Origin of the sequence: Paenibacillus sp. FSL M7-0896 (assembly GCF_037975415.1) — a bacterium.
Classification (GTDB): domain Bacteria; phylum Bacillota; class Bacilli; order Paenibacillales; family Paenibacillaceae; genus Paenibacillus_AQ; species Paenibacillus_AQ silagei.
On the sequence record NZ_CP150250.1, the window covers coordinates 4,634,606 to 4,660,001 of the forward strand.

Below are 25,396 nucleotides of genomic sequence, written 5' to 3' on the forward strand. Positions count from 1 at the left end.
GTAGTTCACTCCTTCAGCTTTCTCTCGAAGCCATTTTGGGACGCTGGCTGAGCAGGGTACGATATCCGTTCTGACAAGCATACCCGTAACGCGGGTCTGCTCTGTAATTCTCTTGAATCGCTACCTTGTGTAACCGCTGCCTGCGTAATCTTCTTTTTCTATACATCGATAACTTTATGTATTATATCACAAACGCTAGAAATGGAAAGAGCCTGGGACGCGCCCGGGCTCTTTCGGCATTTTATTCTATTTTCCCTGGTTTTATTCAGCTGGCTTACTGCTCCGAGACGTATTGGACCTTAATCTTGTCCTGGGTAACGCTCAGTTCCTTCATTACAAAATCCACGATGCCGACCGCCTGCTTCACATCCAGCTTATCGCTAAGCACCACGATCGTGTAGGCGTCACCGGCTTCTTCTTTCACAATGGCCTCACCGTATTTTTGTTGAAGCTTCTCTTCAATCCCGGTGATCTTGGACTCTTTCTCTTCCAGCTTGCTGAGCTGCTCCTGGGCTGCTGCATTCTCAGCCGGTGTCTTATCCATATCGTTAATCAGCGCCAGCAGATCATTGTGATCCTTCAGGTTCTTCTGTTCGCGTTCGTACAGGTAGTTCGTGAACAGGCTGCTCGCCGATACGCTCTGCGAAGCCACTTCATCCAGAATCGCCTCGTCGTCCTTCGCCGGAGTCTTGTCTACAGCGGCTGACGTATCCTTGCTGTCTTTGCTGTCCTTAGTATCCTTGGCATCCTTGGTGTCCTTATTGTCCTTGGTATCCTTGCTGCCAGCCGTATCCTTGCCTTTATCAGCCGTAGTAGTGGCCGCCTTGTCTGTTGCAGCAGTTGTATCCTTAGCAGTGTTACTGCTGTCAGCAACCACACTGCTGTCATCTATCACGGCCGGAGTCGTGCTGTCATCCGTTGCCACTGTCGATGCCGCTTCATCCTTGGTGGTCTTGCTGCTGTCATCCACGGTTCCTACTGCAATTCCTTTGTCCGTGCTGACCTCTTTGATGACAAGTCCGCTGTCCAGCGTAGTCGCAGTTCCGCCGCCCGTTCCGTCTTTTATAGTGTCCACCTGGATGCTGCCTGCAGTTTCTTTGGGGATGGGAGCCCCCGTATCTTCCGTGAACAGATAATATGCAGAGAGCACTACCATCAAACTGAGCATAGAAACCAGCCAAATCGTTTGTCTTTTGCCCTTCATTGTTTATACCTCCTATAATTTTGTTGCCAGCCCTCTTGTCGTCTGTGCCCGTGTGTATCGTACAAGCCTCTTCTGTTAAAGCATATGCCGGGGTTGCCGGAGACATGCCTATTCCTGCTTGCGCGGGACAACAGAAATCCGGTAGACCGGTACGTTAAGCCCTTTTTCAACCGCCTGCTCAATCAGACTGCGCACGACCTTGTTCTCTGCCCCTTTGGCGACCACCAGCACTCCCCTTACCTGAGGCTTCACCCGCTTGGTGATGATCGGAGCCTCATTCCCTGACTGGCTGTAAGTGACGATCTGGCCGTCCCTGGTGTACTGGGTGGTATGGCGTTTACCGCCGCTGGCATCTGTTTCTTCACTTTGCTGCTGCGAGTCGTTCATATTGCGCTGCACGATAATCTCCTCTGTGGAATCTACGGTGACCATGATATCCACAGTACCGACCCCCACGATTTTCTCCAGAATCTCCTTCGTGCGGTTCTCCATCGCCAGTTCGATGCTGTCAAAAGAATTCGCGCTCCCGGTCTCCTGCTGCAGGACTGTCTGCGAGGTCCCGCTGTCCGGCGGTTCACGCCCTGTGTTCTCGTTGTCCAGCTTCTTCACATTCACGAAGGAGTTGAACAGCATAATTGCAACACCCAGCAGGCCGATAATGATTAGCCATCGGAAGGTGTGGCTGCGCTTCGGGCTGCCGCCCCCGCCACCGGCCCACTGCTCCAGCTTTTTCAGCCAATTGCCCATTGATTTCCCTCCTTCAATTATGATTTCACGGTACCGCCCCCGCTGCTTTGCACCTTGATCAAAGCGGGGTCCAGGTTCCAGTTCTTCTCCAGCAGCTGGATAATTGTTCCGGCTTCTTCCGCCTGGGTCTCCTGCACTCCCTCAGTGCCGCTCCCGGAAGAGGAGGACGCCGGAGCCGAACCACCACCTGAGGATGACGCTTCCTGCGCTTCACCATCTCCCCCGCTGCCTTCCAGGCTGACCTGGACCGGCTCCACAGGGTTAATCTGTATCGGCCCGGCTGACGGGAGGGATGATGCGCCCCCACCCTGGACAGCGCCTCCAGAGGCGCTCTGCTCCGGCGGAAGCGCTACTGTGACCGAGGAGATCAGCGGCACCTCCTCGCCGAGCGGCGCATTTGGATTCGGGCCCATGGCCAGGGCCACCGTTACCTTCACCCCGCCGAGCCCGGTGCTCCCGGCAATTTGGTCGCGCATCTGGCCGGCGATTTCCTCGGCAGCCAGCTTCAGGCTCTGGTCGCGGGCTCCGGCAGCCAGCATCCGCCCGTCCGCCAGAATCTTGTCCAGCGAATCCGGTGCACCCTCCGCTCTGTTCAGCAGCCCCCCGCTTCTTTCCTGCTGCTGCATCGCCACGGTCAGCTCCTTGCTGGCATCCCCTTTCAGCAGAGAGATTATCGGGCTTAGCATTGTCAGCAGAACCAGCAGGCTGAGCACCAGTCTGGCGTAGCGTTCCATGGATTTGCTGGGCAGCAGCATCTCCACGAATGCAGCCATCAGCACGACGAGAATCAGCTCATGGAGCCAACTGCTGAGCCAGGACATGGCGCACCTCCTTGTCATTTCGTTCTAGCGCATCATTACGGTCACATTGCCCGCAGTCAGCATAATGGTTACTGCCAGGAAGAACATCAGCGAGACGGCGGCCAGCGCCGCGAAGACATAAATCATGCTTTTGCCGATCGTCTGCAGGCAGGTCACAATCGGTGTCTCGCCCAGCGGCTGCATGACAGCGGCGGCCAGATTGTAGATCAGGGCGAGGATCAGAATTTTGATTGCCGGGAACGCACACAGGAAGAGGATAATGATCACTCCCGACAGCCCGATGGCGTTCTTCACCAGCAGTGAGGCCGAGATGACCGTGTCGGTGGCATCCGCGAACATTTTACCGATCACCGGCACGAAATTCCCTGTAATATATTTGGCCGCGCGTATGGTCACTCCGTCTGTAACCGAGCTGGTAATCCCCCGGACGGAGATCACGCCGAGGAACACCGTCAGCAGCACCCCGAGCAGCCCGGCCCCGATATTGCGCAGCAGATTCGCCAGATGGGTCAGCTTGTATTTCTCCGACATGGCGCTCACCAGATGCAGCACCGCCGAGAAGAACAGCAGCGGGAAGACCAGCGTATGAATCAGCGTGCCTACGGTATGGATCATGAATACGATCAGCGGATGGGTCACCGACACCGTGACGATATTGCCCATTGAGGCCAGCAGCGCGAACAGCAGCGGAATCATAGCCATCATGAAGTCGATCATCCGGTCGATGGCATCCTTGGCATAGCCGATAGCGACATTGAAGCTGTTAACGGCGATGACCAGCACCACCATGTAGCAGAGCATATAAGCAATCTTGCTGACAGATTTCCGTTCAAAAGCGGTCTGAAGCGTCTCCAGAATCATACTCAGCACACTGATCATCACAATCGTGACCAGCAGCTTGCCGTTGTAGAGCACCTCATGCCACATGAAGTTCATCAGGCCGGACAATACGCTTTTGAAGCTTAAGCCCTTATCTCCCGGCAGCAGCATATCCATCAAGGAAGGTGTCCGTCCCTCCGGGAAAAATCCCCCGTAATCCTTCATCAGCTGGTCCCAGTAAGACTCGACTTTGTCTTTTGGCAGATGCTCCACCTGCCCTTTCACCCACTGGTCAACAGGAGATGCCAGACCTCCGCTGCCGCCTGTAGCCGGAGCTGAAGGAACAGGGGACCCGCTTGCAGTACTTGCCACACTTCCCGCGCTTGCAGCATTCGCAACACTTGCCGCACTTGCCGTGCTTCCACACAGCAGAAGCAGCTGGAGCACCAGCAACAGGGCTGGCAGAAGCAGGAGCGCCTTTCCCCCTTTTGGCGGCCGAAAAATACTATGCTCCTGCATTCCCCTCACCTCCGCTCTACTCCAACTTGTCCGGCATGTCCGCTGTATCAGGCTGGCAGCAGCTTCATGACCGTTTCAATAATAATGCTGATAATCGGAACAGCCAGCACCATGATCAGCACCTTGCCGGCCAGCTCAATCTTGGAAGCAATCGATTCCTGCCCGGCATCCCTCACGATCTGCGCCCCGAATTCCGCAATATAGGAGATGCCGATGATTTTGAACACCGTTTTGATGTGGATCATTTCCATCCCGGAGGACTCCGCCACCCGCTCCAGCGTACCGAGAATCGTTCCGATCTTGCCGATCAGGAACAGGAAGATCAGGATGCCGGCCGCAGTGGTCAGCAGGAAGGCGAATACCGGCTTTTGTTCCTTCAGGACGAGGATAAGGACCGTCGCCAAGATGCCGATTCCCACAATCTGAATGATTTCCATAACCTCAGCCTATTGAAAAAGAAAAATCGTTTTGATTTCCTGCAGCAGCCCATCCAGCATCCGGATGACCATGAACAGGACGATGATAAAGCCGACAATCGTTACCCAGTGGGCGATATCCTCTTTGCCCATCTGCTTAAGCACCGTATGGATCATGGCGATAATGATGCCGATGCCGGCAATCTGAAAGATCGCGTTGACTTCAATATTCATTCCTGGCACCTCGCTAAAAGATCAAAATGACGATCAATGCTCCAAGCAGCAGACCCAGGCTTTTACTCACCTTCTCATACTTGCCCTGATCTTCTCTGGCCGCTGTCTCCTCCTGCTTCAATTGCTGTAAAGCCAGTGCAATATGCGTGCTCTGATTCGGACGGTCACTGGTTCCGAGCGTGCAGCTTAGCTGCCGGATGATCTCCTTCTCCGTGCCCCGCAGCGATGCGCTGCTCCAGTGGGCTTCCATCGCCCGCCGGATGGCCTCTTCCGCACTGTAGTTATACGGCGGGTTCATCTCCTCCGCCGCCGTAAGGAAGAAGGCCCGCAGCGGCTCCTTTGTCTGCATTCCAATCCGGCGCAGCGCCTCCGGCAGCGGCGTGTAGCCGTACTGGATCTCGGTCTCTAGCCGCTGGAGCGCTGCAATCAAGGCCCGGATATGTCTCGGCCGGTCGGCATACTGGGCCGCCCGCTTGAAGCCGGCCAGGGTTCCCGCCAGCACGATCATTACCGCGCCAAGCAGCTTAAGCATGGCGGTCACCCCCTGACACCGGCTGCTGCTCCGGCGAGACCAGCAGCAGACCCCGCTTCTGGGCGTCCAGAATGCGGAAGGACAAGCCAGAGGCTCCGCGGTGCAGTATCACATACCGCTCGAACATCCGGTGCTCCAGCAGCCCGCCAAGTCCGGGCCGCCGGGCAAGCTCGGACACTTCCTTGCCGTGCGCAGAAGCAACCACCGAGATCCCGGCGTGCAGCGCCTCGGTCACCGCCTCTGCGTCCTCCATGCGGCCGATTTCATCGGCGATCAGCACATCGGGCGACAAGGAGCGGATCATCATCATCATGCCCTCCGCCTTGGGGCAGCCGTCCAGAATGTCCGTGCGCGGCCCGACATCGAAGGCCGGAATTCCCCGGCGGCTGCCCGCGATCTCGGAGCGTTCGTCGACGATGCCGACCTTCAGCCCCGGCCGGCTGCCTTCCCGGCCGCCGCTTGTACCTGCCGACAGCTGCCTGGCCAGATCGCGCAGCAGCGTGGTCTTGCCATGCTGCGGCGGGGACAGAATCAGCGTATGCATCACACGCTGCCGCCCCCGGTCCAGCAGATACGGCAGCACACCGTCGGCGATGCCGTGCACCTCACGGGCAATCCGCACGTTGAAGCCGGTAATATCACGCAGATGCTCCACGCCGCCCCCGCTCAGCACCGTCCGGCCGCAGAGACCGATCCGGTGTCCGCCCGGAATCGTGATGAAGCCCTTGCGCAGCTCCTCTTCCATCGTATAGAGGGAATGATTGCTGATGAGGTCCAGCAGCCGGTGCGTATCCTCCCGGTCCGGCCGGTAAGCCCCGCCGGGAAGCTGGGTCAGGGTGCCGCCGGCACCGATGAAATGATACTTGCCGGAATAGTTGATCTCCAGCGGCCGGCCCTCACGGACGCGAATCTCCTCCACCTTGTCCAGGAGCGCAGCGGGGAGGCCGCCGAGCAGCGCTCTTACTTTTTCGGGAAACAACAAAAGCCAGTCATTTGCCATACCAGGTACCCCCAAGCTGTCCTCTACTAAATAGCTTTATCTCATATTTATGCTTGTACTTATGCTTTATGCCTATCATCTATCATTTCTTGAGAATCCCGAATAAGAGAATAGCCACCCCGCAACCAATCCAGCCGAGCTTCCCCCAGGACAGCTGCTCTGCCATCCCTGTAAGGCCCACAGCCGTGGTCAGAATGAGAATCGTAGGACCGACAAGCGCCAGTCCCGAATTGACAGCCAGTGCCTTATCCACCTGATTCAGCTTCAGCATAATCAAAGCCGCCGCAATCTCTACACTGCCAGACAGCAGCCGCAGGGCCGACATCCAGCTTACATACTTGTCCAAATATCCCATCTCCCTTTTCCAAATCTATGGGCCCGCCCGCCATTTCACTGCAAATCAAACAAGCTGTTATCCATGGATATGCGGAAGGGGGCGACTTTAGACAAGAAGAAATGGGGATACTAGCACAGATTTCAGGAGGTGTGAAAGATATCATAGTGCCGCCCTCCATAAAAAAATATCATCGGTATGATAAAATTAATTTTTCCGCATCCAAAGATAACTGAGCAAAGAAGGGGATCACAATCATGCAAGTTCGTAATTTCGTAGTACCGCTTGTATCAGGAACGATAGGCAGACAGGTAAAAGAGGTAGCTATCATTGTATTTTCAGCCTTTCTGGTAGCAGCCGGGCTCCGCCTGTTCCTGATTCCGCATCAGCTGCTCAGCGGCGGTGTAGCCGGGACAGCTTCCATCATCGGGTATTTGACCCATCCAAAGTATATTTCGTTGTATTATTTCGCCATCAATCTCCCGATCCTGATCTGGGGCTTCGTCGCCGTGGGCAAAAAGTACATCTGCTATAGCATGCTGTCTGTACTCTCCACCACCTGGTTCCTGAACGTGATCCCTGTGGTGAAGCTTACCAAGGACCCGATTCTGGCCAGTATCTTCGGCGGGGTGATTATTGCGGGAGGGGTTGGCTTCTCTCTGCGGGCGGGAGGATCTTCCGGGGGCTTCGACATTCTCGGCTCCATCATTACCCGCAAGCGGGATATTCCCATGGGCACCGTGCTGTTCGTCATGGACGGTCTCGTCATTCTGTGTCTGGGCTTCTTCAAAAGCTGGGATTCCGCGCTGTACGCGATGCTCTGTATCTTCGTCAAAAGCCGGGTGGTGGACATGATCCACATCCGCCATATCAAGCTGACCTGCTTCATCGTCACGAAGGAGCGCGAGAAAATGCTGAACCGGCTGACCAGTCTGCCGCACGGCATCACGGTTGTGAACGCCGAGGGCGGATACAGTCACGAAGGCAATACGATGCTGATGACCGTAACCACCCGCTATGAGCTGGCAGATCTGCGCAAGACGATTCTGGAGACCGATCCGAAATCCTTCGTTAACGTGCTGGAGACCGTGGAGATTATGGGCAGGTTCCGGCGGCTGAGCTAACCAGGAGCGAGCTTGCTGCCACCCGCCGGAACGTCAGGCAAGTAACCTATTTTGCGGCAAAAGAAAAGAGTGCTGTTCTCCGCTTCTGCGGGTAACAGCACTCTTTTCGTTTTGCGTCTTAGACCTATTGTTGAATTATAATCTGCGGCTTAGCGGCGGTCCTGTGGACCTCCAACGAAGGCTTGCTCTTGTGTATCCAGGTTATAGGCGGTATGCAGCGCCTGAATGATCTGCTGCAGGTTGCCGGATTCAATCACACAGGATACCTTGATCTCGGAAGTGCTCACCATCTTGATGCTCACGCCTTCATTCGAGATCACCTCGAACATTTTGGCGGCAACCCCCGGGTGGCTGACCATCCCGGCGCCGACAATCGACACCTTGACCAGACTGTCCTCGGAAGTCACTTCACGGTAAGGCAATACGCTGTGCAGCCCTTCGATGACCTCTTTGGCCTTCACAAGATCTCCAAGCGCTACAGTGAAGGAGAAGTCAGCCGTCTTGTTCTGCACTCCGCTCTGCACGATAATATCGACATCCACACCTTCATCGGCCAGCTTGCCGAATACCTGGGCGAGTACCCCCGGCACATCTGGAACTCCCAGAATACTGATCCGGGCCACATTTTTATCATAGGCAATTCCGCTAACTACTACACCTTGCTCCATGCTTGCTTCCTCCTTCACCACAGTACCTTCATTATGGTTAAAGCTTGATCTTACGACCAGCTTCACTTGATATCGTTTGGCATATTCCACGGCACGCGGATGCAGCACGGCTGCCCCGAGATTCGCCAGCTCCAGCATCTCGTCATAGGAGATTTCCTTCAGCTTGCGCGCCGTCTTCACAATCCGCGGGTCAGTAGAGTAGATTCCGTCTACATCGGTATAAATCTCGCAGACATCCGCCTTGATGGCTGCAGCCAGCGCAACCGCTGTCGTATCTGAGCCTCCGCGGCCCAGCGTAGTGATCTCGCCATCCAGCGTCATGCCCTGGAAGCCGGCTACAATCACAATCTGCTCCCGCTCCAGCGACTCCAGCACCCGGCGCGGAACAATCTCACTGATCCGTGCCCGGCCGTGGGTCTCATCGGTGCGGAACCCGGCCTGCCAGCCTGTATAGGATACGGCATTCCGGCCGATCCCGTGAAGCGCGATCGACAGAAGCGCTACGGAGATCTGCTCCCCTGTAGTCATCAGCATATCCATCTCGCGTGCGGGGGGCTGACCGTTCAGCTGATTCGCCTGATCGATCAGATCATCTGTGGTATCTCCCATAGCGGAGACCACCACAACGCAGCGATGTCCTTCATCCTGCTTGGCTGCGATCCGCCCGGCAACCCGCTTCATACGTTCAATGTCGCCGACGGAGCTGCCCCCGAATTTCATGACATAAAGTGACAAAGTTCCATTCACTCCCTATTTCGCTCTAAAGTAGCTTAAATTTTGGTTAATGCTTTAACACAGTATAATACGAAAATCATAACATGCGTTAATGGTTTCACAAAATAAAATGCCCATTTTTGATGAACCCGGCCTTAACCCCGAACCCGCACGGCCGGAATCAGGTGCACTAATGCTCCTCATTCGCTCATCCAGCCCGCTTCGGCCCAATTCAGGGGCACTAATGCTCCTCATTCGCTCATGTAGCCCGCTTTGGGCCAATTCAGGGGCACTAATGCTCCTCATTCGCTCTTCCAGCCCGCTTTGGCCCAATTCAGGGGCACTAATGCTCCTCATTCGCTCATCCAGCCCGCTCCGGCCCAATTCTGATGCACTAGTGCACCTCATTACTCTTTCACTCCACATTCCGCCCCACCGGAGACGTCCGTCAGAGGGATTTATCCCTTTGATTTACCCTTCCTCTCCACTTTTAGCTTAATCTAAGGGATTTATCCCTTTAATCCCCCCGTTCAGCTAACATTCCGCTGAATCAGAGGGATTTATCCCTTTCATCATTTTCATCCCTTTTCCCTTCTCTCCCAGCCTGACACAGCAAAAAGACCTCCGCCGCATCAAGCGGGGAGGCCCTCAAGTTACATCTGAAATCCAAAAAGGCTCTACGCGCGGGAGATATATTTACCTTCGCGGGTATCGACCAGAAGAACATCTCCTTCATTGATGAACAGCGGTACCTGGACCGTATGACCGGTCTCCAGAACAGCGGCTTTGGTCGCGCCTTGAGCCGTGTTGCCCTTCACGCCCGGTTCGGTCTCAGTTACCTTCAGCTCTACGCTGGTCGGCAGGTTGATCCCGAGGATTTCGCCCTGGTAGCTGACGATATTCACGGTCATGTTCTCTCTGAGGAAGTTAAGCTCCCATTCAAGCTGCTTGGCTGTCAATTCGAACTGGTCATAAGTCTCGTTGTCCATGAACACATGTTCAGAGCCGCTTGCATACAGGTACTGTACGCCACGGTTCTCGATAATGGCGCGGCCAATGGTTTCACCGGCACGGAACGTGCGCTCAACCGTATTGCCGTTACGCAGGTTCTTCAGCTTGGAGCGGACGAAGGCTGCGCCTTTACCCGGCTTCACGTGCTGGAAATCTAGGACTGTGAAGATGTCCCCTTCTACTTCTACGGTCAGGCCTGTCTTAAAATCGTTAACTGAAATCACAAAAAATCCCTCCTGGAATCCATAAATGAACTGAATGATAGTGTCTTACAGTACCAAATAATCCTTCGATGAATGTGTCAGCAGCGTGATGCCGCTCTCGGTAATGACAATATCATCTTCAATCCGTACGCCGCCAAGGCCCGAGAGATAGATTCCCGGTTCCACAGTGACAACCATCCCCGGCTGGATGACTTCATCCGCCAGCTTGGACAAGCGCGGCCATTCATGTACTTCCATCCCGAGACCATGGCCTGTGCTGTGGCCGAAGTATTCACCATACCCGTAGCGGGTGATGATATCCCGGGCCAGGGCATCACATTCACGGCCGGTCATGCCGGGCTTGATATGCGCCAGCGTATGAAGCTGCGCTTCAAGCACAATATCGTAGATCTCCTTCAGCTTAGGGTCCGGTGATCCCAGAGCAATCGTGCGGGTCACATCGGAGCAGTAACCGTCCAGGAGCGCGCCGAAATCGAAGGTGACGAATTCGTTGTTCCCGATAACCTTGCTGCTCGCTACACCATGCGGCATAGCTGAACGCTCACCGGAAGCGACGATTGTATCGAACGAAGACGAAGTTGCACCATGCGTACGCATGTAGAATTCCATTTCCAGATCGACATCGCGTTCCGTCATGCCCGGCTTGATCACATTCAGGATATGACTGAAGGTGGCGTCTGCCAGATCGGCAGCCCGCTGCATCACAGCCAGCTCTTCCTCGTCCTTGAACATGCGCAGGTTCTCAACAGCCTTCGATACCGGTACCATGGCTGCCGGGGCAAGAGCCTCCGCATAAGCGGTGTACGCACTGAAGGTCACATCATCCTGCTCGAAGCCGATACGGACTTGTCCGCCCTTCGGCAGCAGTTCCCGCACGGTGTCAATGAATTTCGAGTCATGCTGTACCACCTTGAGGCCATTCACCTGTTCCGAGGCCTGTGTCATATACCGGAAGTCCGTCAGCAGATAACTGTCATCACCGGTAACCAGTACGTACCCGGAGGAGCCGGTGAACCCACTCAAATAGCGGCGGTTATATCCGCTGGTAATTAACATCGCATCCAGTCCCAGTTCCTGCAGAACCTTACGCAGCTTGGAGACGCGCTTGTTGCCCATTTTCATTCTCCTCTCGAAATAGCCACATTGTATTTTACCATAGCGGCAGGCCAACTGAGAAGTTTTTTCGAAGGGCCTAGGCCAGCTTCGTCTGCTGTTCGCGTTTGCGTTCATCCGTATACTCGATTGCCGCTGTATATCCGATGAATAATCCCCAGAGCAGGAAGAGACAGAATTCGCTGATCACCGTGTCCCACGGCAGCTTGAACGGCGGCTGGAGCAGGAATAAGCGCGAGCAAGCCAGGAACAGGACCGACCACCACAGCACCCCGTATATCATCCCAGGCCAAGGTCCGTTAAGCTTCCGGAGAATAAACACGTAGATCAGGGAAGCCAATACGGAGAGTACAATGAAGCATAAATATCCGAGCAGATGCCCGGCAGGGGTCAGCAGAAATTCATGCTTGAAAAAAGGCTCCGCCAAAAATCCCGGAATGACCTTAGTGAAGTGCAGAACATACATCAGCCAGTGCAACCCTCCCCAGATTAAACCGGCGAAATAACCCAGTTCAATGGAGAAATAAAAAGGATTCGTCTGGACGCTCTTGTGCTTGCTTGAAGAACTCATAGAGCTCCCTCTCTTTCGGTATGGGGTTAATCCGGTTTCCACTCCGCTCTCTACAGCTAGTATGTACAGCTAACGGCAATCCAACTAGTAATGTGTTTAAAAATTAGTTACAATGTATTATATAAATCATATCAATATACGGGAAGGTGAATTGGTTGTCCCAGGAAACTCCCAGTTACGGCGGCCAAGCCGTCATCGAAGGCGTCATGTTCGGCGGCAAGCATGTCAACGTAACAGCCGTAAGACGAAAGAATCAGGAGATTACATTTTTGGAGGTGCCGAAGAGCGATAAGAGCTGGGTCCTTAAACTGCGCAAGATTCCGCTGCTTCGCGGCATTGTCAGTATTATAGATTCCAGCGCCAAAGGCTCGAAGCATCTGAACTATTCGGCAGAATCCTATGCCGAGGATGAGACGGAGCCGGAAGAGCTTGCCAAGCAGCAGGCGAAGAACAAGAAGAAGGACGAAGGCTGGAGCCTCGGAATGATCTTCGGCGTAGCTATAATGGGGATTCTGTCTTTCCTGTTCGGTAAGCTGATTTTCACGCTGGTCCCGGTATTCGTAGAAGATTTTTTGTTCAAAAATGTATTTGACAACTATATTCTGCACAACCTTGTGGAAGGCGGCATCAAGCTGATTCTCCTGCTCGTCTATCTCTGGGCGATCTCGCAGACGCCAGTGATCAAGCGGCTCTTCCAATATCATGGAGCTGAGCACAAGGTCATCAGCGCCTTTGAAGCCGGTGAAGAGCTGACCGTAGCGAACGTACAGAAATACAGCCGTCTGCATTACCGCTGCGGAAGCAGCTTTATGATGCTGACGATTATCCTCGGTGTAATTATCTACTCGGTCGTCCCGTGGGATTCCCTGATGGAACGGGTGCTTCAGCGTATCGTTCTTTTACCGGTGGTCATCGGAATCTCGTTCGAGGTACTGAAGGGCACGAATGCGGTAAGAGATATTCCCGGCCTTAAGTATCTGGGATACCCGGGCCTGTGGCTGCAGCTGTTGACTACCAAGGAACCTAAGGACGATATGGTAGAGGTGTCGATCGCTTCCTTCAACCGGATGCGGGAGCTGGACGCTGCAATTGAAGCAAAAGGATATTCGGAGGCAAGTGTGTCAGGCGGCATTTTGGATCCTGCGAAAGGATGATTAGCCAATGATCAGACATGCTTTGATATTTTGGATTACGACAGCTCTTGCCGTATGGGGCCTGATGGTAGATATTATGGCACGCGGCCTGATGGCCCTGTCCATCTTCATCTTACCCCTGATTCTGCTGGGACTGTTGTATTACGCCTACAAGGTAGCCCCCGGCAGAATGGGAGGCGGACCCGGACGTCCGCGCACTAAGGTTAAGCCTTCGGCCAAGACGATGTCCAAGGTTGCCGGCATCCGCAAGACCACTGGCTCACCGGGCAAGCGCAAAAGCTATCCCTTCCAGGTCATCGAAGGCAGTAAGGGTAAGAATGACGATCAGTTGCCCAAATATCACTGAATACTGAATGTAACGAAGCAGAGCTGCAAAAGGCATCCCCACGTGATTTCATCACGTGGGGATGTCTTTTTTCTGGTAAGATAAAAATTTATATGTTGTGGTTTAGTTACCGTCTTGGACCTGCGGCCTGAAGGGGTGCCCTCCTGGTGTAGGACGGCGGTGCCGGACGATAGTTAGCGAAGAACTCTTCTCCGGCTGCGATGCCCGCCGTATACAAGGCGTCCGTCTGTGCCTGTGTGATATGAAACTCGGTAGTGGAGATGCCCAGCGTAGGGATTTTGACCGTACGAACGAATTTATCCGTCTCAATATACCGTTCATCATGCGCGGAGAGCATCGTCTCCACCATCGCCTCCAGCATGCTGAACGGACCCGTAATATGATGCGGCTGCGGAGCTGTCTTCCCAATCAGCTGATAGCCTATGGTTGGTGTCCTGCGCAGCGGCGAGAGGAAGCCGTCCTTCTTCTCATCGAACAGCCAGAGCGGAAAATTACTCAGCACTCCCCCGTCCACCATATAGACCAGCTGCCCGCTGAACGATTTCCCCCGGGCCGCCTCTCCGGCCAGCCGCAGGATCACCGGATCGAAGAAATACGGAATGCTGCAGCTCATCCGCACCGCCTTGGCAACTTCGAAGCTGTCAGGCTCGATCCCGTACAGCACCAGATCATCTGGCAGCACCACAATCCGCCCGTTGGTGATATCTGATGTAATCACCCGCAGCTTGCCGCGCGGCAGATCCCGGAACGTAACAACCCCCTGCTCCAGCAGCAGGTTGCGTATCCACGCTTCCAGCGCCTGGCCTGAGTACAGCCCCTTCTTGAGCAGCACACGCAAGGCCGGCCCGACGAAGGCGGTGTTGTAGAGCGCTCCCCGCTTCAGGAAGGAGGTGAACGGTGTCCGCCGGATAATCCGGCTCATGGTCTCTCCGCTGTACCCCGCTGCCAGCAGCGAGGCAATGATCGAACCGGAAGAGGTTCCTGCTACCCGCCCAAAGGTACGGCCCGCGCGTTCCGTCGCCTCCACCGCACCTGCCAGGGCAATTCCTTTGACTCCCCCGCCTTCAAATACCGCGTTAATCTCCATACATGGCAAACCCCCGTTCCATAGAATGTATTGTTATCTATGAGCACGGGGGACTATTCATGACTTAACTCTTGAAATAGAAGCTGAGCAGACTGGCTAGCCCGTACGGGTCACGAACCACAATATCATTCGCCCGGAACAGGATGCTGCCAGCCACCTCATCGTATTTCTCATTATATTTGAGCTGGTTGATAATCTGATCTCCGCTCTGCCATTCCGCAGTCTGCTTGGTATCCCCTACCTTGTAGGAGGCAAGACCGATATACAGCTTAACCTTCGTTCCCTTAACCTCGTTCACCCACCAGTCCACCAGCTTATCATAACGGGCGGCGCTGAAGGAGAGGCTCCAATAGACCTGCGGGGCAACATAATCGATCCAGCCGCTCTGAATCCAGGTGCGCACATCCGCATACATGTCATCATAGGCTGACACCCCTGCTGTAGTATCTGAGCCGGTGCTGTCCGCTTTTTTGTTGCGCCATACCCCGAACGGGCTGACCCCGTAAGAGACGGACGGCTTCGCTTCATGAATCTCCTGCCCCAGCTGACGGATGAACTGGTTGATATTATCCCGCCGCCAGTTGCCTTTGCTGCTAATCCCTTGTGTATTGAAGGTCTTGAAGGCCGTATCATCGGCAAAAGCTACATTGGACGGATAGAAATAATCATCCAGATGTACCCCGTCGATATCATACCCTCTGACCACCTCCATCACCGTGTCAATAATATGCTGCCGAGCTTCCGGAATTCCCGGGTTTATGTACAGCTTGTTCTCCGCCTTGACGATCCAGTCCGGATGAAGCTTGGCTACATGGTTAGGGGCAAGGCCTCTTATTGTGGCATCTGTAGCATCGGTCGTAGCCCGGAACGGATTGAACCAGGCGTGCAGCTGCATTCCCCGGCTGTGGGCACTGCTAACCATATAGGCCAGCGGGTCGTAGCCGGGCTCCTTACCCTGAGTCCCGCTAAGCACCTTGGACCAGGGCACGATCTGAGAAGGATAAAGTGCATCTCCAGACGGTCTGACCTGGACGAATACACTATTGAATCCGGCCGCCTTCAGCTTGTCCAGCAGGCTGTCGAACTCCATTTTTTGCTTGTCGGGATTGCCTGCCGAAGACGTTGAGGGCCAATCCAGATTATACACGGTGGATACCCAGGCGCCCTTCATCGCCTTACTGGTCTTGGCACCAGGAATGGAAGGTACGGTTGGTGACGGTACCGTTGGTATTGGCACAGATGGCGTAGGTACAGTTGGTGTAGGCACTGACGGAACTGTCGGCGTCACAGGTGTAGAAGGGCCGCCGATCTCCATGCCGGAATATAAGGAGATATGCTTCGTAGCCTGATCCCAGAGTACTTGAAGCCCAAGCTGCTCGCTTACAAACCGCAGTGGCACCATGACCCGGCCCTGTGTAATCTGCACAGAAGTATCCAGACGGACGGCTGTACCGTTAACGATAGCACTTGTTTTGCCGCTGGTCAGCTGCAGTACATTATTATCCTTGCTTATGGTTGCTGTCTTACTGGCCTGATCCCATTTCACACCGGCCCCCAGTCCCTGGCTGATCACTCCAGCCGGCACCATCGTAACATTAGTACGTGTAATATACGGCGGCACATCCGGGTTCAGCGTCTCCCCATCCAGTTCAATGGTGATTTGCACAGAAGCTGCGCGCACACCCGGCGTCCATACAGGCAGACATAGCATAATCACGAGCAGTCCTACAATCCATTTACGGTAATTCATAATTCCTCCCAGGTCTTGAAGTTGTATAGACAAAAAAATAGCCCTCTCGTCCTTGGGTCAGGGAGAAGGCCGTTCTTTTGTAAACGGAATCCTTCCTTAGTGAAAAAGGAACGGTATCCGTTTTGACGTAAAAAAACTGGAAAGGTTGCGCTAATCAAACAAAAAAAGCCACGTTTATGAATCGCTGGCTATCTCATGGTGAATATCGTACAAGGTCTGCACACGCGCTTCATCCCGGCGGAAATACTCCACCAGCGTTTCGATCCGGGTGATGGAATCCCAGCTCAAGTGATGCTCAATGCCTTCAACATCCTTATAAATATGCTCTTGCTGTACCCCAATAATCCCGAGGAACTCCTCCAGCAGCTGATGGCGGTCCACAAGACGTTTCCCCACTTTTTTTCCTTTGCTTGTTAGGACAAGCCCACGATATTTCTCATAGATGAGATATTCGTCCTTATCCAGTTTTTGGATCATCTTGGTCACAGAGGAGGGATGGACTTCCAGCCCCTCGGCAATATCCGAGACCCGCGCATAACCCTTCTCATCGATGAGCTTATATATGCGCTCCAAATAATCCTCCATGCTGGGTGTTGGCATTCTAGCTTACCTCTTTTCTATAATGAGCGTAACGGTGGGACCGGGCCTTGCTCTAACAATGATACATGCTTCTGCCGCCCCTTGGCAAGTCCTGCCGGTCATCCGCTTCCCCGCTTAGTGATGTTTACCATGATTCCATTCGCCTGCGGATTGGCACAATAACGGTATCCTCATCCCTAAGGAGCGTGAAATTATGAGCATAGTCACACCCGAACGCCCTCCTGCCAAAAGAACGCGCAAGCCTACCGGCCTGTTCATCCCAGAGCTTGTCTTCTTTGAACCTGATGCGCTGAATTATCCCAAAGGGGAGCGGATTATGGAATGGGTCAAGTCCCGCAATATTCCCTACCGCATGACCACCTCGCATAACCGGATTACCAATCTGCCGGGCGAGACAGAAGTCGAGCAATACAAAATCGCCAAACGGACGCTTGTGGTCGGCTTGCGCAAGACGCTCACTTTTGACCAGTCGAAGCCGTCTGCCGATTATGCGATTCCGATTGCCACCGGGTGCATGGGCCACTGCCATTATTGTTACCTGCAGACTACGCTTGGAGCGAAGCCCTACATCCGTGTCTATGTCAACACCGGGGACATCATCGATGCCGCCAAAAAATACATCACCGAGCGTTCCCCGGAAATCACGACGTTCGAAGCGGCCTGTACCTCAGATCCGCTCGGCCTTGAGCATATTACCGGCTCGCTGACGGAACTGATCGAATTCATGGCGGAGGAGCCGCTCGGGCGGCTGCGCTTCGTGACCAAATACCAGCATGTCGAGCCGCTGCTTAAGCTGAAGCATAACGGTCATACCCGTGTACGTTTCAGCGTGAATGCCGACTATGTGATCAAGAACTTCGAGCCGGCCACCTCACGCTTCGAGGAACGGATTGAGGCCGCCGGACAGATCGCCCGTGCCGGGTATCCGCTGGGCTTCATCATTGCCCCTATTATCTGGCATGACGGCTGGGAAGAAGGCTACAGCGAGCTATTAGAGAAGCTGGCGCATGCCCTGCCGCCGGGGATTGGCCAAGGGCTGACCTTTGAAATGATCCAGCACCGCTTCACCAAGACGGCCAAGACCGTCATCGAGAAGCGTTATCCGAAGTCGAAGCTGGAGATGGACATCGAGAAGCGCAAAAAGAAATGGGGCAAATGGGGACAGAACAAATATGTCTACCCGGACGAACAGCAAACCGCCCTGCGCGAATTCATCACAGAGCGGATTTTTGAACATTTTCCGGAAGCGGCTATTGATTATTTCACTTAAGTCCTTGAGTTAGAAAATCAGCCAGCGCGGCGTGATGCCCTGCAGCCAAATCGTAATGCGGAACATCTGGTCGGTGAACAGCAGGATGCCCATGAATACCATCAGCCCGCCACCCAGCTTCATCAGCAGATTGGAGTATTTCAGGATCTTGCGCGCCCCGCCCAGGAAAAAGGCCAGTCCGAAGAACGGCAGTGCAAAGCCGATACTGTATGCCGTAATCATTGTAAACCACGTTCCCGGATCACTGGCCGATAGCGCAATTATAGCGGTTAAAATGGGACCTATGCAGGGAGACCAGCCTGCCGAGAACCCGATGCCGAAGATGAAGGAGCCCAGGTACCCGGCAGGCTTCCATCTCAGCTCCAGCTTGCGTTCCCGGAGCAGGAACTGCGGCTGGAAGACGCCCAGCAGGAAGAGCCCCATGACAATAATAAGGATCGCCGATAATTGACGGATCAGATCCCGCTGCCCGTTGAAGAATTCACCGAACAAGCCGGCTCCAAAGCCAAGCGTATAGAACACTGCCGAAAAGCCAAGAATGAACGCCAGCGTATGCGAGAGGGTCCGGAGACGGACCTCTTTGCTGTTGCTGCCGCTCTTCAGCTCCTGCACTGATAAGCCGGTAATATAAGATAGATAAGAAGGATAGAGCGGCAGGCAGCAAGGCGATATGAATGACGCCACTCCGGCGGCAAAAGCGATTCCTGCATTCAGGTTGGACACGGGCGCATCTCCTTCCATAGTCGGGGTCACTCGGGTCACTTCATGTAGCAGCAGTACAGATACAGTTATGTAGTTGGTGCTAAGGGCGGCCGGTTATACGCTTGTTTGTTAGGCTGGCAGCCCTTTTTTGCCGATGAGGGTTAAGGTCAACAGTGCAATCAGCAGCAGGACAATCGTTGCTCCCGGAGCCAGATTCCATACTCCAGCAATGACCAGTCCGCCAATGACGGCAATCTCGGCAATCGCCACGGACAGAATAACCGAGGACTTGAAACTCCGCGACAGCAGCAGGCTGATTGCTACAGGAATGGTCAACAGCGCAGATACCAGCAGCGAGCCGACAATCTTGATCGCCGTACTGATCACCAGAGCCGTTAACACCGTAATCAGCATATTGAGCAGCTTCACCGGAAGTCCGCTGACACTGGCCGCGTCCTCCTCGAAGCTGAGCAGGAAGAATTCCTTGAAGAATAAGGATACGACGACCACAACGGCAATCGTTACGATTCCCACCACGATAAGATCAGTAGTATTGAGCGTATAGATGCTGCCGAACAGATAGCTCATTACATCTGCATTATACCCTTTGCCCAGGGTGAAAAAAAGGGAGGCCAGCGCTACACCGCCCGACATGATGATGGCAATGGACAGCTCGGCGTAGCTTTTGTAGGCTTTGCGCAGCTTCTCAATCGCAAATGAGGCCACAACCGCAAAGACCAGCCCCGCCCCGAGCGGATAAAAACCCGTCAGAAAGCCCAGCGCTACCCCGGCAATCGTAACATGCGCCAGCGTATCTCCGATCATAGACAGACGCCGCAGCACCAGAAAAACGCCGATCAGCGGCGCCGTAATGCCAATCATCAGCCCGCCGGCCAGCGCCCGCTGGAAAAAATCACTATACAGGATTTCCAAGATGTATATCTCCTTTACAATTATAAAACCTTTTAGGGTAAAAGCTTTTTCGAAACCTTTTTCGAAAGCTTTTTCGAAACCTTTTCGATCCCTCCCAAACCCTCCCTTCGCCAAGGGAGGGCCCCAAGGGCTCTGCCCTCTGGACACCCGTGAAGTGCAATTGGCGTGTGAGGACCGACTTGCGGCGCTTAGGAGCGTTTGCGGAAGGATCGCTTTGCCTCCCTGCGGGATACGCTTCACAGGAGACGGGATCTACTTACATTACAATACTTTTCCCCATATATTTGACCTACTGGCCTTATCATGCCACTCTACTATTTTAATTCCATAAATACAGTAAGGATGAAGCTGCGTTCGTAGCGAATAATCAGAGATAAGTGTAGTCTGTGCAACTAAAAACAGTAAAACGGAAGGCTTTCCTCTTCTAACTGTATTCTGTACAACTATATTTGCCCGGATGGCCGAAAATCCAGGTACGAAGGCATTTTAATTGTACGAAATACATCAAAACAGAGATTTGGCGGCGCATCTGACGATTTAGTTGTACGAATTGCAATTAACCCACCCTTTCCCCCTAATCTGGGCACGGCAAACCCTCAGCAAGCGGGAGTTAAAAGTAATCCTCACACGTTTAAAACTGATTGCAGAATGTACAACAGAACTATCACTTTTGAGCGTATAATCAGATTCTGTTGTATTTCGTACAATTGATATTGGCAGAAAGGCTGGAAAAAGGTCCATTTCAAAAAATCTAATGTACAAACTGCAACAGAAGAGCAAAAAGGGCAGAAATTCGTGCAATCTACTGTACAAAATACAATAGGCTGCGGTTCGAGCAGTTAAACCGTTAAATGATCAGGGTAACTATCCTCTTATCAGCAAATCTCAACGATCAGGACAACGTATGCTGCAGGTTATCGACAGCGCAGTCCTGCACATCATGCGAGTGGCGGCAGTAGAAGTTGATTTTACCGTTCTTCTGGACCGGCTCGCTGCCCAGGTAGTTCTTCATCATGTCGATATCATGCGAGACCATCAGGAAGGTCATATGATGATGGGCATGCATGTGCATGATCAGCTCGAAGAATCCGGCCTGGGTCTCGGCGTCAATGCCGACGGTAGGCTCATCCAGAATCAGCAGATCCGGGTGGTTGATCAGCGCACGGGCCAGGAAGACACGCTGCTGCTGGCCGCCGGACAGCTGGCCGACTCTTTTCTCGGCAATATCCTGAATCCGCATCACTTCAAGCGCATCCTCACACTGCCGGTGCTGGGCCTTCGAGACCCGCCGGATCAGATTCTTGTTGTTATACAGGCCGGACAATACGACCTCACGGACAGTTGCCGGAAACAGCGGGTTGAACGCATTCTTCTGCGGAACGTAGCCGATCCGCTCCCAGTCCTTGAACCTCCGCACCGGCTGGCCGAATAATTTGATTTCTCCGCTGGTGGCAGGCAGCAAGCCGACGATCATCTTAAGCAGCGTAGTCTTGCCCGCACCGTTAGAACCGAGGATGCCGAGGAAATCACGTTCTTTTACCGTATAATTCAGATTCGAGATGACCTTCTGTTCCCCGTAGGAGAAGGACAAATCCTGTATTTCGATCATATGCTGATGGCAGTCCAGGGATACCGGTTGCATGTGAAGTACCGCCTTTCGCTTATACTTTCCTTATTATTGTAAGGCCAGAATGAGATTTTGCAAATTTTTCTCCATTAAGGTGAAATAATTGTCCCCGTTCTTCTGCTGGGCCTCGGTCAGCCCTTCTACCGGATTCAGCACCATCGTGGATACACCGGTCTCACTTGCCAGTGTCTTAGCCAGCTTATCAGATACAAGCTCCTCGAAGAAAATATAACGGATGCCCTCTGCCTTAACCAGCGCCGCCAGCTTCACCAGATCCTGCCCGCGCGGCTCAGCATCCGGCGACAGCCCCATTATGGCATGCTGCGACAGTCCATAATCACGCGCCAGATACGAGAATGCCTGATGAGATACGACAATCTCCTTGCCCGGCAGCTTGCCCAGCTCTTCGGTGAACTTCAGATCCAGTGCGCTCAGGCGGTCCGCCAGCTTCTGGTAGCGCTCCTCATAGCCTTCAGTATGCGCAGGATCAACGGATTGAAGACTATCCTTGATATTCTTGGCCATTACAAGCGCCGACTTCGGGCTTACCCATGTATGCGGGTCGGTGTGCAGACTGTCGCCATGCCCGTCTGCTTCAGCCTCTTCACCTTCATGGCCGTGATCATGCCCATCGTCTTCATCCGTTGTAATCAGCTTCACCCCTTGGCTAACCTCTACAGCCTTAGTTTTACTGTCACGGTCAAGGCTCTTGAGGAAATTAGGTACCCAGCCCTCCAGCCCGGCTCCGTTATAGAGAAACAGCTGCGCCTTGGAGGTAGCGATGATATCCTGGCTGCGCGGGGTCCAGTCATGCGGCTCTACCCCTACAGGAAGCAGGTTGATAACATTGGCATCTTCGCCGCCGATTTCGGCAGTGAATTCATATATAGGATAAAAAGTAGTTATAACGTTCACTTTTCCTTCCACAATGCTTCCGTTGCTCTTCGGTCCGCATGCGGCCAGCGACAGCGTAAGCAACAGGACAGCGGCGAGCAGCAGCCCTTTTTGCAAGCTTTTTGTAACCATTTCTCTATCGACCCCTTAAATCGTAAAATTTACTATCAGAATTATAATAGTAATCGTTACGATAAGTCAACTCCGATCTGCATTTCGTAGTCTGCAAGCTGCCTTCTACCCGGTTATCTTGGAGCAAAAAGAAGCAATCCCCGCTGCCTGTGGCCTGCGGAGATTGCTGTACAGTCATTATGCGGATGCTCTTGGCATCCTTATTTCACAATCGCTCCGTTCGGCATGCTGTCCGGAACGGTTGCAATGGTCAGCTGCTCGCCCTTGGAAGCGGCCAGGATCATGCCCTGCGACAGCTCACCGCGCAGCTTCACCGGCTTCAGGTTCACAATGCAGATCACCTTGCGCCCCACCAATTCCTCCGGTGTGTAGAACTTCGCAATGCCAGATACCACCTGGCGCTGCTCATAACCAAGATCCAGCTGCAGCTTCAGCAGCTTATCCGCTTTCTTCACCGGCTCGCACGCGATGACCTGGGCGACGCGCAGCTCTGCTTTGGCGAAATCGTCGATGCCGATTTCTTCCTTATGCTCCTCTTCCTCCGGATCGGCTGCCGCCGCCTCCGGAGTCACAGCAGCCGCTGCCGGCGCCGCCTCTGCAGCGGCCGGCTTCCCGGCTCCCATCGCTTCGGCGATGTACGCTACTTCCTGCGCCACATCCAGGCGCGGGAAGATCGGGTCGCCCTTCACCAGCTTAGTACCTGCTGGAATCAGGCCGAAGGACCTACCGCTCTCCCAGGTGGTCAGCTCGCCCGGCTGAATGCCCAGCTGCTCCCAGATTTTCGCCGGAGCGCCGGTCAAGAACGGCTGGAGCAGAATGGACGCGGTGCGCAGTCCCTCCACCAGATGTCTCATCACCGAAGCCAGCTCCCCGCTGCGGCTCTCGTCCTTCGCTAGCACCCAAGGCTGGGTCTCGTCAATGTACTTGTTCGTCCGGCTGATCAGCGCGCCGATCGCAGTCAGAGCTACGGAGAATTCCATCTTCTCCATCGCTTCTTCCACCTTGGCGTAAGTGCTCTGCACCATTGCCTCAAGGTCACCGTCAAATGCGGTAACCTGACCGGCATAAGCCGGAAGCTCGCCGCCGAAATATTTCTCCACCATCGCCCCCGTCCGGTTCAGCAGGTTACCAAGATCATTGGCCAGATCGTAGTTAATCCGGTCCACGAAGCTCTCCGGCGTGAAGGTTCCGTCCGAGCCGAAGGGAACCTCGCGCAGCAGATAATAGCGCAGGGCATCCAGACCGTAGCGGTCAATCAGCGTCACCGGATCAACCACATTGCCCTTGGATTTGGACATCTTGCCGTCCTTCATCAACAGCCAGCCATGTGCGAAGACCTTCTTCGGCAGCGGTTCGCCGAGCGCCATCAGAATAATCGGCCAGTAGATCGTATGGAAGCGGACAATTTCCTTCCCGACAATGTGTACATCTGCAGGCCAGTACTTGTCATACAGGCTGCGGTCCTCCGAGCCATAGCCAAGGGCCGTAATGTAGTTAGTAAGGGCATCGATCCATACATAGACTACATGCTTCTCGTCGCCTTTTACCTTAACGCCCCAGTCAAAAGTCGTACGGGATACAGCCAGATCCTCCAGACCCGGCTTGATGAAGTTGTTAATCATCTCGTTCTTACGGGATTCCGGCAGGATAAACTCCGGGTTCTCTTCGTAGAACTTCAGCAGGCGGTCAGCATACTTGCTCATGCGGAAGAAGTAGCTCTCCTCCTTGACCAGCTCCACCGGATGACCGCTGTCCGGACTTTTTCCTCCGGTAATCTTGCCGTCAGCATCTCGTTCAATATCCACCAGCTGGGTCTCGGTGTAGAAGGTCTCATCCGAAATACAGTACCAGCCTTCGTATTCCCCTTTGTAGATATCCCCCTGCTTCAGCAGGCGGTCAAAAATATCCGCAACCACCTTCTTGTGGCGTTCCTCCGTGGTACGGATGAAATCATCATTCGAGATGTCCAGCTTCTTCCACAGATCCTTAATGCCGACTACAATCCCGTCCACGAACTCCTGCGGGGTCTTTCCGGCCTTGCCGGCCTTCTCTTCAATCTTTTGCCCATGCTCGTCCGTTCCGGTCAGATAGCGCACCTCATAGCCGCGCAGCCGCTTGTAGCGGGCCATCGCATCACCGGCTACCGTAGAATACGCATGCCCGATATGCAGCTTGTCGCTCGGATAATAGATCGGTGTTGTCAGATAAAAGGTTTTGTTCTCACTCATTACTTCATCATCCCTTCGTTATCCCTAATCGTCCATTTCACACAAAAAACTCCCGCCCCTCTATGGGGCGAGAGTAAACTCACGCGATACCACCCAACATTCCCCGGCTCCTCACAGAGCGCAGGCTTCGTCAGTTCCTTAACGGAACTGTCCATTAACGCTGGAACACGCCGTGCGCTTACGCAGGCCCCGGCTTCAGGCCTTCTGCTCGAACACAGTTCCTCCCGGACCATATTCAATCTGGCGTCCCATACCGGCTCCCAGCAGCCCCGGCTCTCTGTAATGGTGTCCACATCTACTTATCCGTTCCTCGGAATATCACTTATTATTCAAAATATACCCATCCCGGCGGCCTGTGTCAAGTCGTATGCAGCGGCTTGTCCCCGGATGGCTGCTCTTTGCTCGGCGGCACCGGGTCAAGACCTCCCGGATGGAAGGGGTGACAGCGGGCGATCCGCCTGGCAGCGAGCCAAGAACCCTTCAGCGGCCCATGGACCTCAATCGCTTCCAGCGCGTAAGCCGAACAGGTCGGGTAGAACCGGCAGGTAGCGGGCTTCAGCGGTGAAATGAACTTGCGGTAGACCCGGATAGGAGCCTGTACCGTTCTTCGTAGGTTAGCCAT

26 protein-coding genes are annotated in these 25,396 nt (G+C 54.0%); 4 read left to right on the forward strand and 22 right to left on the reverse strand.

The annotated features are described in order from the left end of the window. Window positions 1-274: 274 nt before the first annotated feature. The 9 genes from MKY12_RS20140 to MKY12_RS20180 all read right to left on the reverse strand — a co-directional run bounded on the left by MKY12_RS20140 (window position 275) and on the right by MKY12_RS20180 (window position 6,617). Window positions 275-1,204 (reverse strand): SpoIIIAH-like family protein, encoded by a 930-nt coding sequence (locus tag MKY12_RS20140; RefSeq protein WP_339249523.1) that lies wholly within the window; start codon window positions 1,202-1,204, stop codon window positions 275-277. Between the two features lie 108 nt (window positions 1,205-1,312). Next, on the reverse strand, window positions 1,313-1,951 hold the full coding sequence (gene spoIIIAG, locus MKY12_RS20145) for a stage III sporulation protein AG (protein ID WP_209871158.1): 639 nt from the start codon (window positions 1,949-1,951) through the stop codon (window positions 1,313-1,315). A gap of 17 nt (window positions 1,952-1,968) precedes the next feature. After that, the gene (spoIIIAF, locus tag MKY12_RS20150; RefSeq protein ID WP_339249525.1) at window positions 1,969-2,772 is read right to left on the reverse strand and encodes a stage III sporulation protein AF; all 804 of its coding nucleotides are present in this window, start codon (window positions 2,770-2,772) and stop codon (window positions 1,969-1,971) included. Between the two features lie 24 nt (window positions 2,773-2,796). Next, window positions 2,797-4,110, reverse strand: a complete 1,314-nt coding sequence (spoIIIAE, locus tag MKY12_RS20155; RefSeq protein WP_339249526.1) for a stage III sporulation protein AE — start codon at window positions 4,108-4,110, stop codon at window positions 2,797-2,799. Window positions 4,111-4,157: 47 nt separating this feature from the next. Then, window positions 4,158-4,547: a stage III sporulation protein AD gene (spoIIIAD, locus tag MKY12_RS20160; protein ID WP_036698407.1), complete on the reverse strand. Its 390-nt coding sequence runs from the start codon at window positions 4,545-4,547 to the stop codon at window positions 4,158-4,160. A gap of 9 nt (window positions 4,548-4,556) precedes the next feature. Beyond that, window positions 4,557-4,760, reverse strand: a complete 204-nt coding sequence (spoIIIAC, locus tag MKY12_RS20165) for a stage III sporulation protein AC (RefSeq protein WP_020426549.1) — start codon at window positions 4,758-4,760, stop codon at window positions 4,557-4,559. Between the two features lie 13 nt (window positions 4,761-4,773). Next, a complete protein-coding gene (gene spoIIIAB, locus MKY12_RS20170) occupies window positions 4,774-5,292 on the reverse strand; it encodes a stage III sporulation protein SpoIIIAB (RefSeq protein ID WP_339310478.1) in 519 nt (172 codons plus the stop codon). Beyond that, window positions 5,285-6,292 carry a stage III sporulation protein AA gene (gene spoIIIAA, locus MKY12_RS20175; protein ID WP_339310480.1) on the reverse strand — a complete coding sequence of 336 codons (1,008 nt, stop codon included), beginning with the start codon at window positions 6,290-6,292 and terminating at the stop codon, window positions 5,285-5,287. Before spoIIIAA ends, spoIIIAB begins: the two co-directional genes overlap by 8 nt. An 82-nt stretch (window positions 6,293-6,374) precedes the next feature. Then, entirely contained in the window at window positions 6,375-6,617 is a 243-nt protein-coding gene (locus tag MKY12_RS20180; protein ID WP_076079974.1) for a YqhV family protein, read from the reverse strand. A 266-nt stretch (window positions 6,618-6,883) separates the two neighbouring features. On the opposite strand from MKY12_RS20180, the gene MKY12_RS20185 reads away from it, so the two are divergent. Beyond that, a complete protein-coding gene (locus MKY12_RS20185; RefSeq protein ID WP_209871170.1) occupies window positions 6,884-7,750 on the forward strand; it encodes a YitT family protein in 867 nt (288 codons plus the stop codon). 149 nt (window positions 7,751-7,899) lie between these two features. On the opposite strand, the gene MKY12_RS20190 is transcribed toward MKY12_RS20185, so the two are convergent. The 4 genes from MKY12_RS20190 to MKY12_RS20205 all read right to left on the reverse strand — a co-directional run bounded on the left by MKY12_RS20190 (window position 7,900) and on the right by MKY12_RS20205 (window position 12,051). Continuing rightward, window positions 7,900-9,153, reverse strand: a complete 1,254-nt coding sequence (locus MKY12_RS20190) for an aspartate kinase (protein ID WP_036731918.1) — start codon at window positions 9,151-9,153, stop codon at window positions 7,900-7,902. A 656-nt stretch (window positions 9,154-9,809) separates the two neighbouring features. Next, complete coding sequence (efp, locus tag MKY12_RS20195) at window positions 9,810-10,367, reverse strand: elongation factor P (RefSeq protein ID WP_036731916.1); 558 nt, start codon at window positions 10,365-10,367, stop codon at window positions 9,810-9,812. A 45-nt stretch (window positions 10,368-10,412) separates the two neighbouring features. Beyond that, window positions 10,413-11,483: a Xaa-Pro peptidase family protein gene (locus MKY12_RS20200; RefSeq protein ID WP_339310482.1), complete on the reverse strand. Its 1,071-nt coding sequence runs from the start codon at window positions 11,481-11,483 to the stop codon at window positions 10,413-10,415. Window positions 11,484-11,559: 76 nt separating this feature from the next. Beyond that, window positions 11,560-12,051 carry a YqhR family membrane protein gene (locus MKY12_RS20205; protein ID WP_036731912.1) on the reverse strand — a complete coding sequence of 164 codons (492 nt, stop codon included), beginning with the start codon at window positions 12,049-12,051 and terminating at the stop codon, window positions 11,560-11,562. A 155-nt stretch (window positions 12,052-12,206) separates the two neighbouring features. Between MKY12_RS20205 and MKY12_RS20210 the strand changes: the two genes are divergently transcribed. After that, entirely contained in the window at window positions 12,207-13,205 is a 999-nt protein-coding gene (locus tag MKY12_RS20210) for a DUF1385 domain-containing protein (protein ID WP_036731910.1), read from the forward strand. 7 nt (window positions 13,206-13,212) lie between these two features. After that, window positions 13,213-13,551, forward strand: a complete 339-nt coding sequence (locus tag MKY12_RS20215; RefSeq protein WP_036731908.1) for a hypothetical protein — start codon at window positions 13,213-13,215, stop codon at window positions 13,549-13,551. A gap of 106 nt (window positions 13,552-13,657) precedes the next feature. Here the strand turns inward: MKY12_RS20215 and MKY12_RS20220 are convergent, their stop codons facing one another. From MKY12_RS20220 to mntR, 3 genes are all read right to left on the reverse strand, one after another. Next, on the reverse strand, window positions 13,658-14,638 hold the full coding sequence (locus MKY12_RS20220) for a patatin-like phospholipase family protein (protein WP_209871179.1): 981 nt from the start codon (window positions 14,636-14,638) through the stop codon (window positions 13,658-13,660). Window positions 14,639-14,702: 64 nt separating this feature from the next. After that, complete coding sequence (locus tag MKY12_RS20225) at window positions 14,703-16,388, reverse strand: family 10 glycosylhydrolase (RefSeq protein ID WP_339310486.1); 1,686 nt, start codon at window positions 16,386-16,388, stop codon at window positions 14,703-14,705. Window positions 16,389-16,562: 174 nt separating this feature from the next. Continuing rightward, window positions 16,563-16,988, reverse strand: a complete 426-nt coding sequence (gene mntR, locus MKY12_RS20230; protein ID WP_036698430.1) for a transcriptional regulator MntR — start codon at window positions 16,986-16,988, stop codon at window positions 16,563-16,565. Window positions 16,989-17,187: 199 nt separating this feature from the next. Between mntR and splB the strand changes: the two genes are divergently transcribed. Continuing rightward, entirely contained in the window at window positions 17,188-18,258 is a 1,071-nt protein-coding gene (splB, locus tag MKY12_RS20235) for a spore photoproduct lyase (RefSeq protein WP_200869605.1), read from the forward strand. Between the two features lie 9 nt (window positions 18,259-18,267). Here the strand turns inward: splB and MKY12_RS20240 are convergent, their stop codons facing one another. From MKY12_RS20240 to yidD, 6 genes are all read right to left on the reverse strand, one after another. Continuing rightward, window positions 18,268-18,981, reverse strand: coding sequence for a cytochrome c biogenesis protein CcdA (locus MKY12_RS20240; RefSeq protein ID WP_036698435.1), 714 nt, complete (start codon window positions 18,979-18,981; stop codon window positions 18,268-18,270). A gap of 108 nt (window positions 18,982-19,089) precedes the next feature. Continuing rightward, window positions 19,090-19,893 carry a metal ABC transporter permease gene (locus tag MKY12_RS20245; RefSeq protein WP_339310488.1) on the reverse strand — a complete coding sequence of 268 codons (804 nt, stop codon included), beginning with the start codon at window positions 19,891-19,893 and terminating at the stop codon, window positions 19,090-19,092. 892 nt (window positions 19,894-20,785) lie between these two features. After that, window positions 20,786-21,535 carry a metal ABC transporter ATP-binding protein gene (locus MKY12_RS20250; protein WP_036731897.1) on the reverse strand — a complete coding sequence of 250 codons (750 nt, stop codon included), beginning with the start codon at window positions 21,533-21,535 and terminating at the stop codon, window positions 20,786-20,788. A 33-nt stretch (window positions 21,536-21,568) separates the two neighbouring features. Next, window positions 21,569-22,546, reverse strand: a complete 978-nt coding sequence (locus tag MKY12_RS20255; protein ID WP_339249551.1) for a zinc ABC transporter substrate-binding protein — start codon at window positions 22,544-22,546, stop codon at window positions 21,569-21,571. A gap of 200 nt (window positions 22,547-22,746) precedes the next feature. Next, entirely contained in the window at window positions 22,747-24,774 is a 2,028-nt protein-coding gene (gene metG / locus MKY12_RS20260) for a methionine--tRNA ligase (protein ID WP_339310489.1), read from the reverse strand. 358 nt (window positions 24,775-25,132) lie between these two features. Continuing rightward, window positions 25,133-25,396 (reverse strand): membrane protein insertion efficiency factor YidD, encoded by a 264-nt coding sequence (gene yidD, locus MKY12_RS20265; protein WP_339310490.1) that lies wholly within the window; start codon window positions 25,394-25,396, stop codon window positions 25,133-25,135.

What these genes read in the sequence shown, in the direction of transcription:
- MKY12_RS20140 (WP_339249523.1), bottom strand. Translation starts at nt 1,204, where the DNA reads ATGAAGGGCAAAAGACAAACGATTTGGCTGGTTTCTATGCTCAGTTTG.
- spoIIIAG (WP_209871158.1), bottom strand. Translation starts at nt 1,951, where the DNA reads ATGGGCAATTGGCTGAAAAAGCTGGAGCAGTGGGCCGGTGGCGGGGGC.
- spoIIIAF (WP_339249525.1), bottom strand. Translation starts at nt 2,772, where the DNA reads ATGTCCTGGCTCAGCAGTTGGCTCCATGAGCTGATTCTCGTCGTGCTG.
- spoIIIAE (WP_339249526.1), bottom strand. Translation starts at nt 4,110, where the DNA reads ATGCAGGAGCATAGTATTTTTCGGCCGCCAAAAGGGGGAAAGGCGCTC.
- spoIIIAD (WP_036698407.1), bottom strand. Translation starts at nt 4,547, where the DNA reads ATGGAAATCATTCAGATTGTGGGAATCGGCATCTTGGCGACGGTCCTT.
- spoIIIAC (WP_020426549.1), bottom strand. Translation starts at nt 4,760, where the DNA reads ATGAATATTGAAGTCAACGCGATCTTTCAGATTGCCGGCATCGGCATC.
- spoIIIAB (WP_339310478.1), bottom strand. Translation starts at nt 5,292, where the DNA reads ATGCTTAAGCTGCTTGGCGCGGTAATGATCGTGCTGGCGGGAACCCTG.
- spoIIIAA (WP_339310480.1), bottom strand. Translation starts at nt 6,292, where the DNA reads ATGGCAAATGACTGGCTTTTGTTGTTTCCCGAAAAAGTAAGAGCGCTG.
- MKY12_RS20180 (WP_076079974.1), bottom strand. Translation starts at nt 6,617, where the DNA reads ATGTCGGCCCTGCGGCTGCTGTCTGGCAGTGTAGAGATTGCGGCGGCT.
- MKY12_RS20185 (WP_209871170.1), top strand. Translation starts at nt 6,884, where the DNA reads ATGCAAGTTCGTAATTTCGTAGTACCGCTTGTATCAGGAACGATAGGC.
- MKY12_RS20200 (WP_339310482.1), bottom strand. Translation starts at nt 11,483, where the DNA reads ATGGGCAACAAGCGCGTCTCCAAGCTGCGTAAGGTTCTGCAGGAACTG.
- MKY12_RS20205 (WP_036731912.1), bottom strand. Translation starts at nt 12,051, where the DNA reads ATGAGTTCTTCAAGCAAGCACAAGAGCGTCCAGACGAATCCTTTTTAT.
- MKY12_RS20215 (WP_036731908.1), top strand. Translation starts at nt 13,213, where the DNA reads ATGATCAGACATGCTTTGATATTTTGGATTACGACAGCTCTTGCCGTA.
- MKY12_RS20220 (WP_209871179.1), bottom strand. Translation starts at nt 14,638, where the DNA reads ATGGAGATTAACGCGGTATTTGAAGGCGGGGGAGTCAAAGGAATTGCC.
- MKY12_RS20225 (WP_339310486.1), bottom strand. Translation starts at nt 16,388, where the DNA reads ATGAATTACCGTAAATGGATTGTAGGACTGCTCGTGATTATGCTATGT.
- mntR (WP_036698430.1), bottom strand. Translation starts at nt 16,988, where the DNA reads ATGCCAACACCCAGCATGGAGGATTATTTGGAGCGCATATATAAGCTC.
- MKY12_RS20250 (WP_036731897.1), bottom strand. Translation starts at nt 21,535, where the DNA reads ATGCAACCGGTATCCCTGGACTGCCATCAGCATATGATCGAAATACAG.
- MKY12_RS20255 (WP_339249551.1), bottom strand. Translation starts at nt 22,546, where the DNA reads ATGGTTACAAAAAGCTTGCAAAAAGGGCTGCTGCTCGCCGCTGTCCTG.
- metG (WP_339310489.1), bottom strand. Translation starts at nt 24,774, where the DNA reads ATGAGTGAGAACAAAACCTTTTATCTGACAACACCGATCTATTATCCG.
- yidD (WP_339310490.1), bottom strand. Translation starts at nt 25,396, where the DNA reads ATGGCTAACCTACGAAGAACGGTACAGGCTCCTATCCGGGTCTACCGC.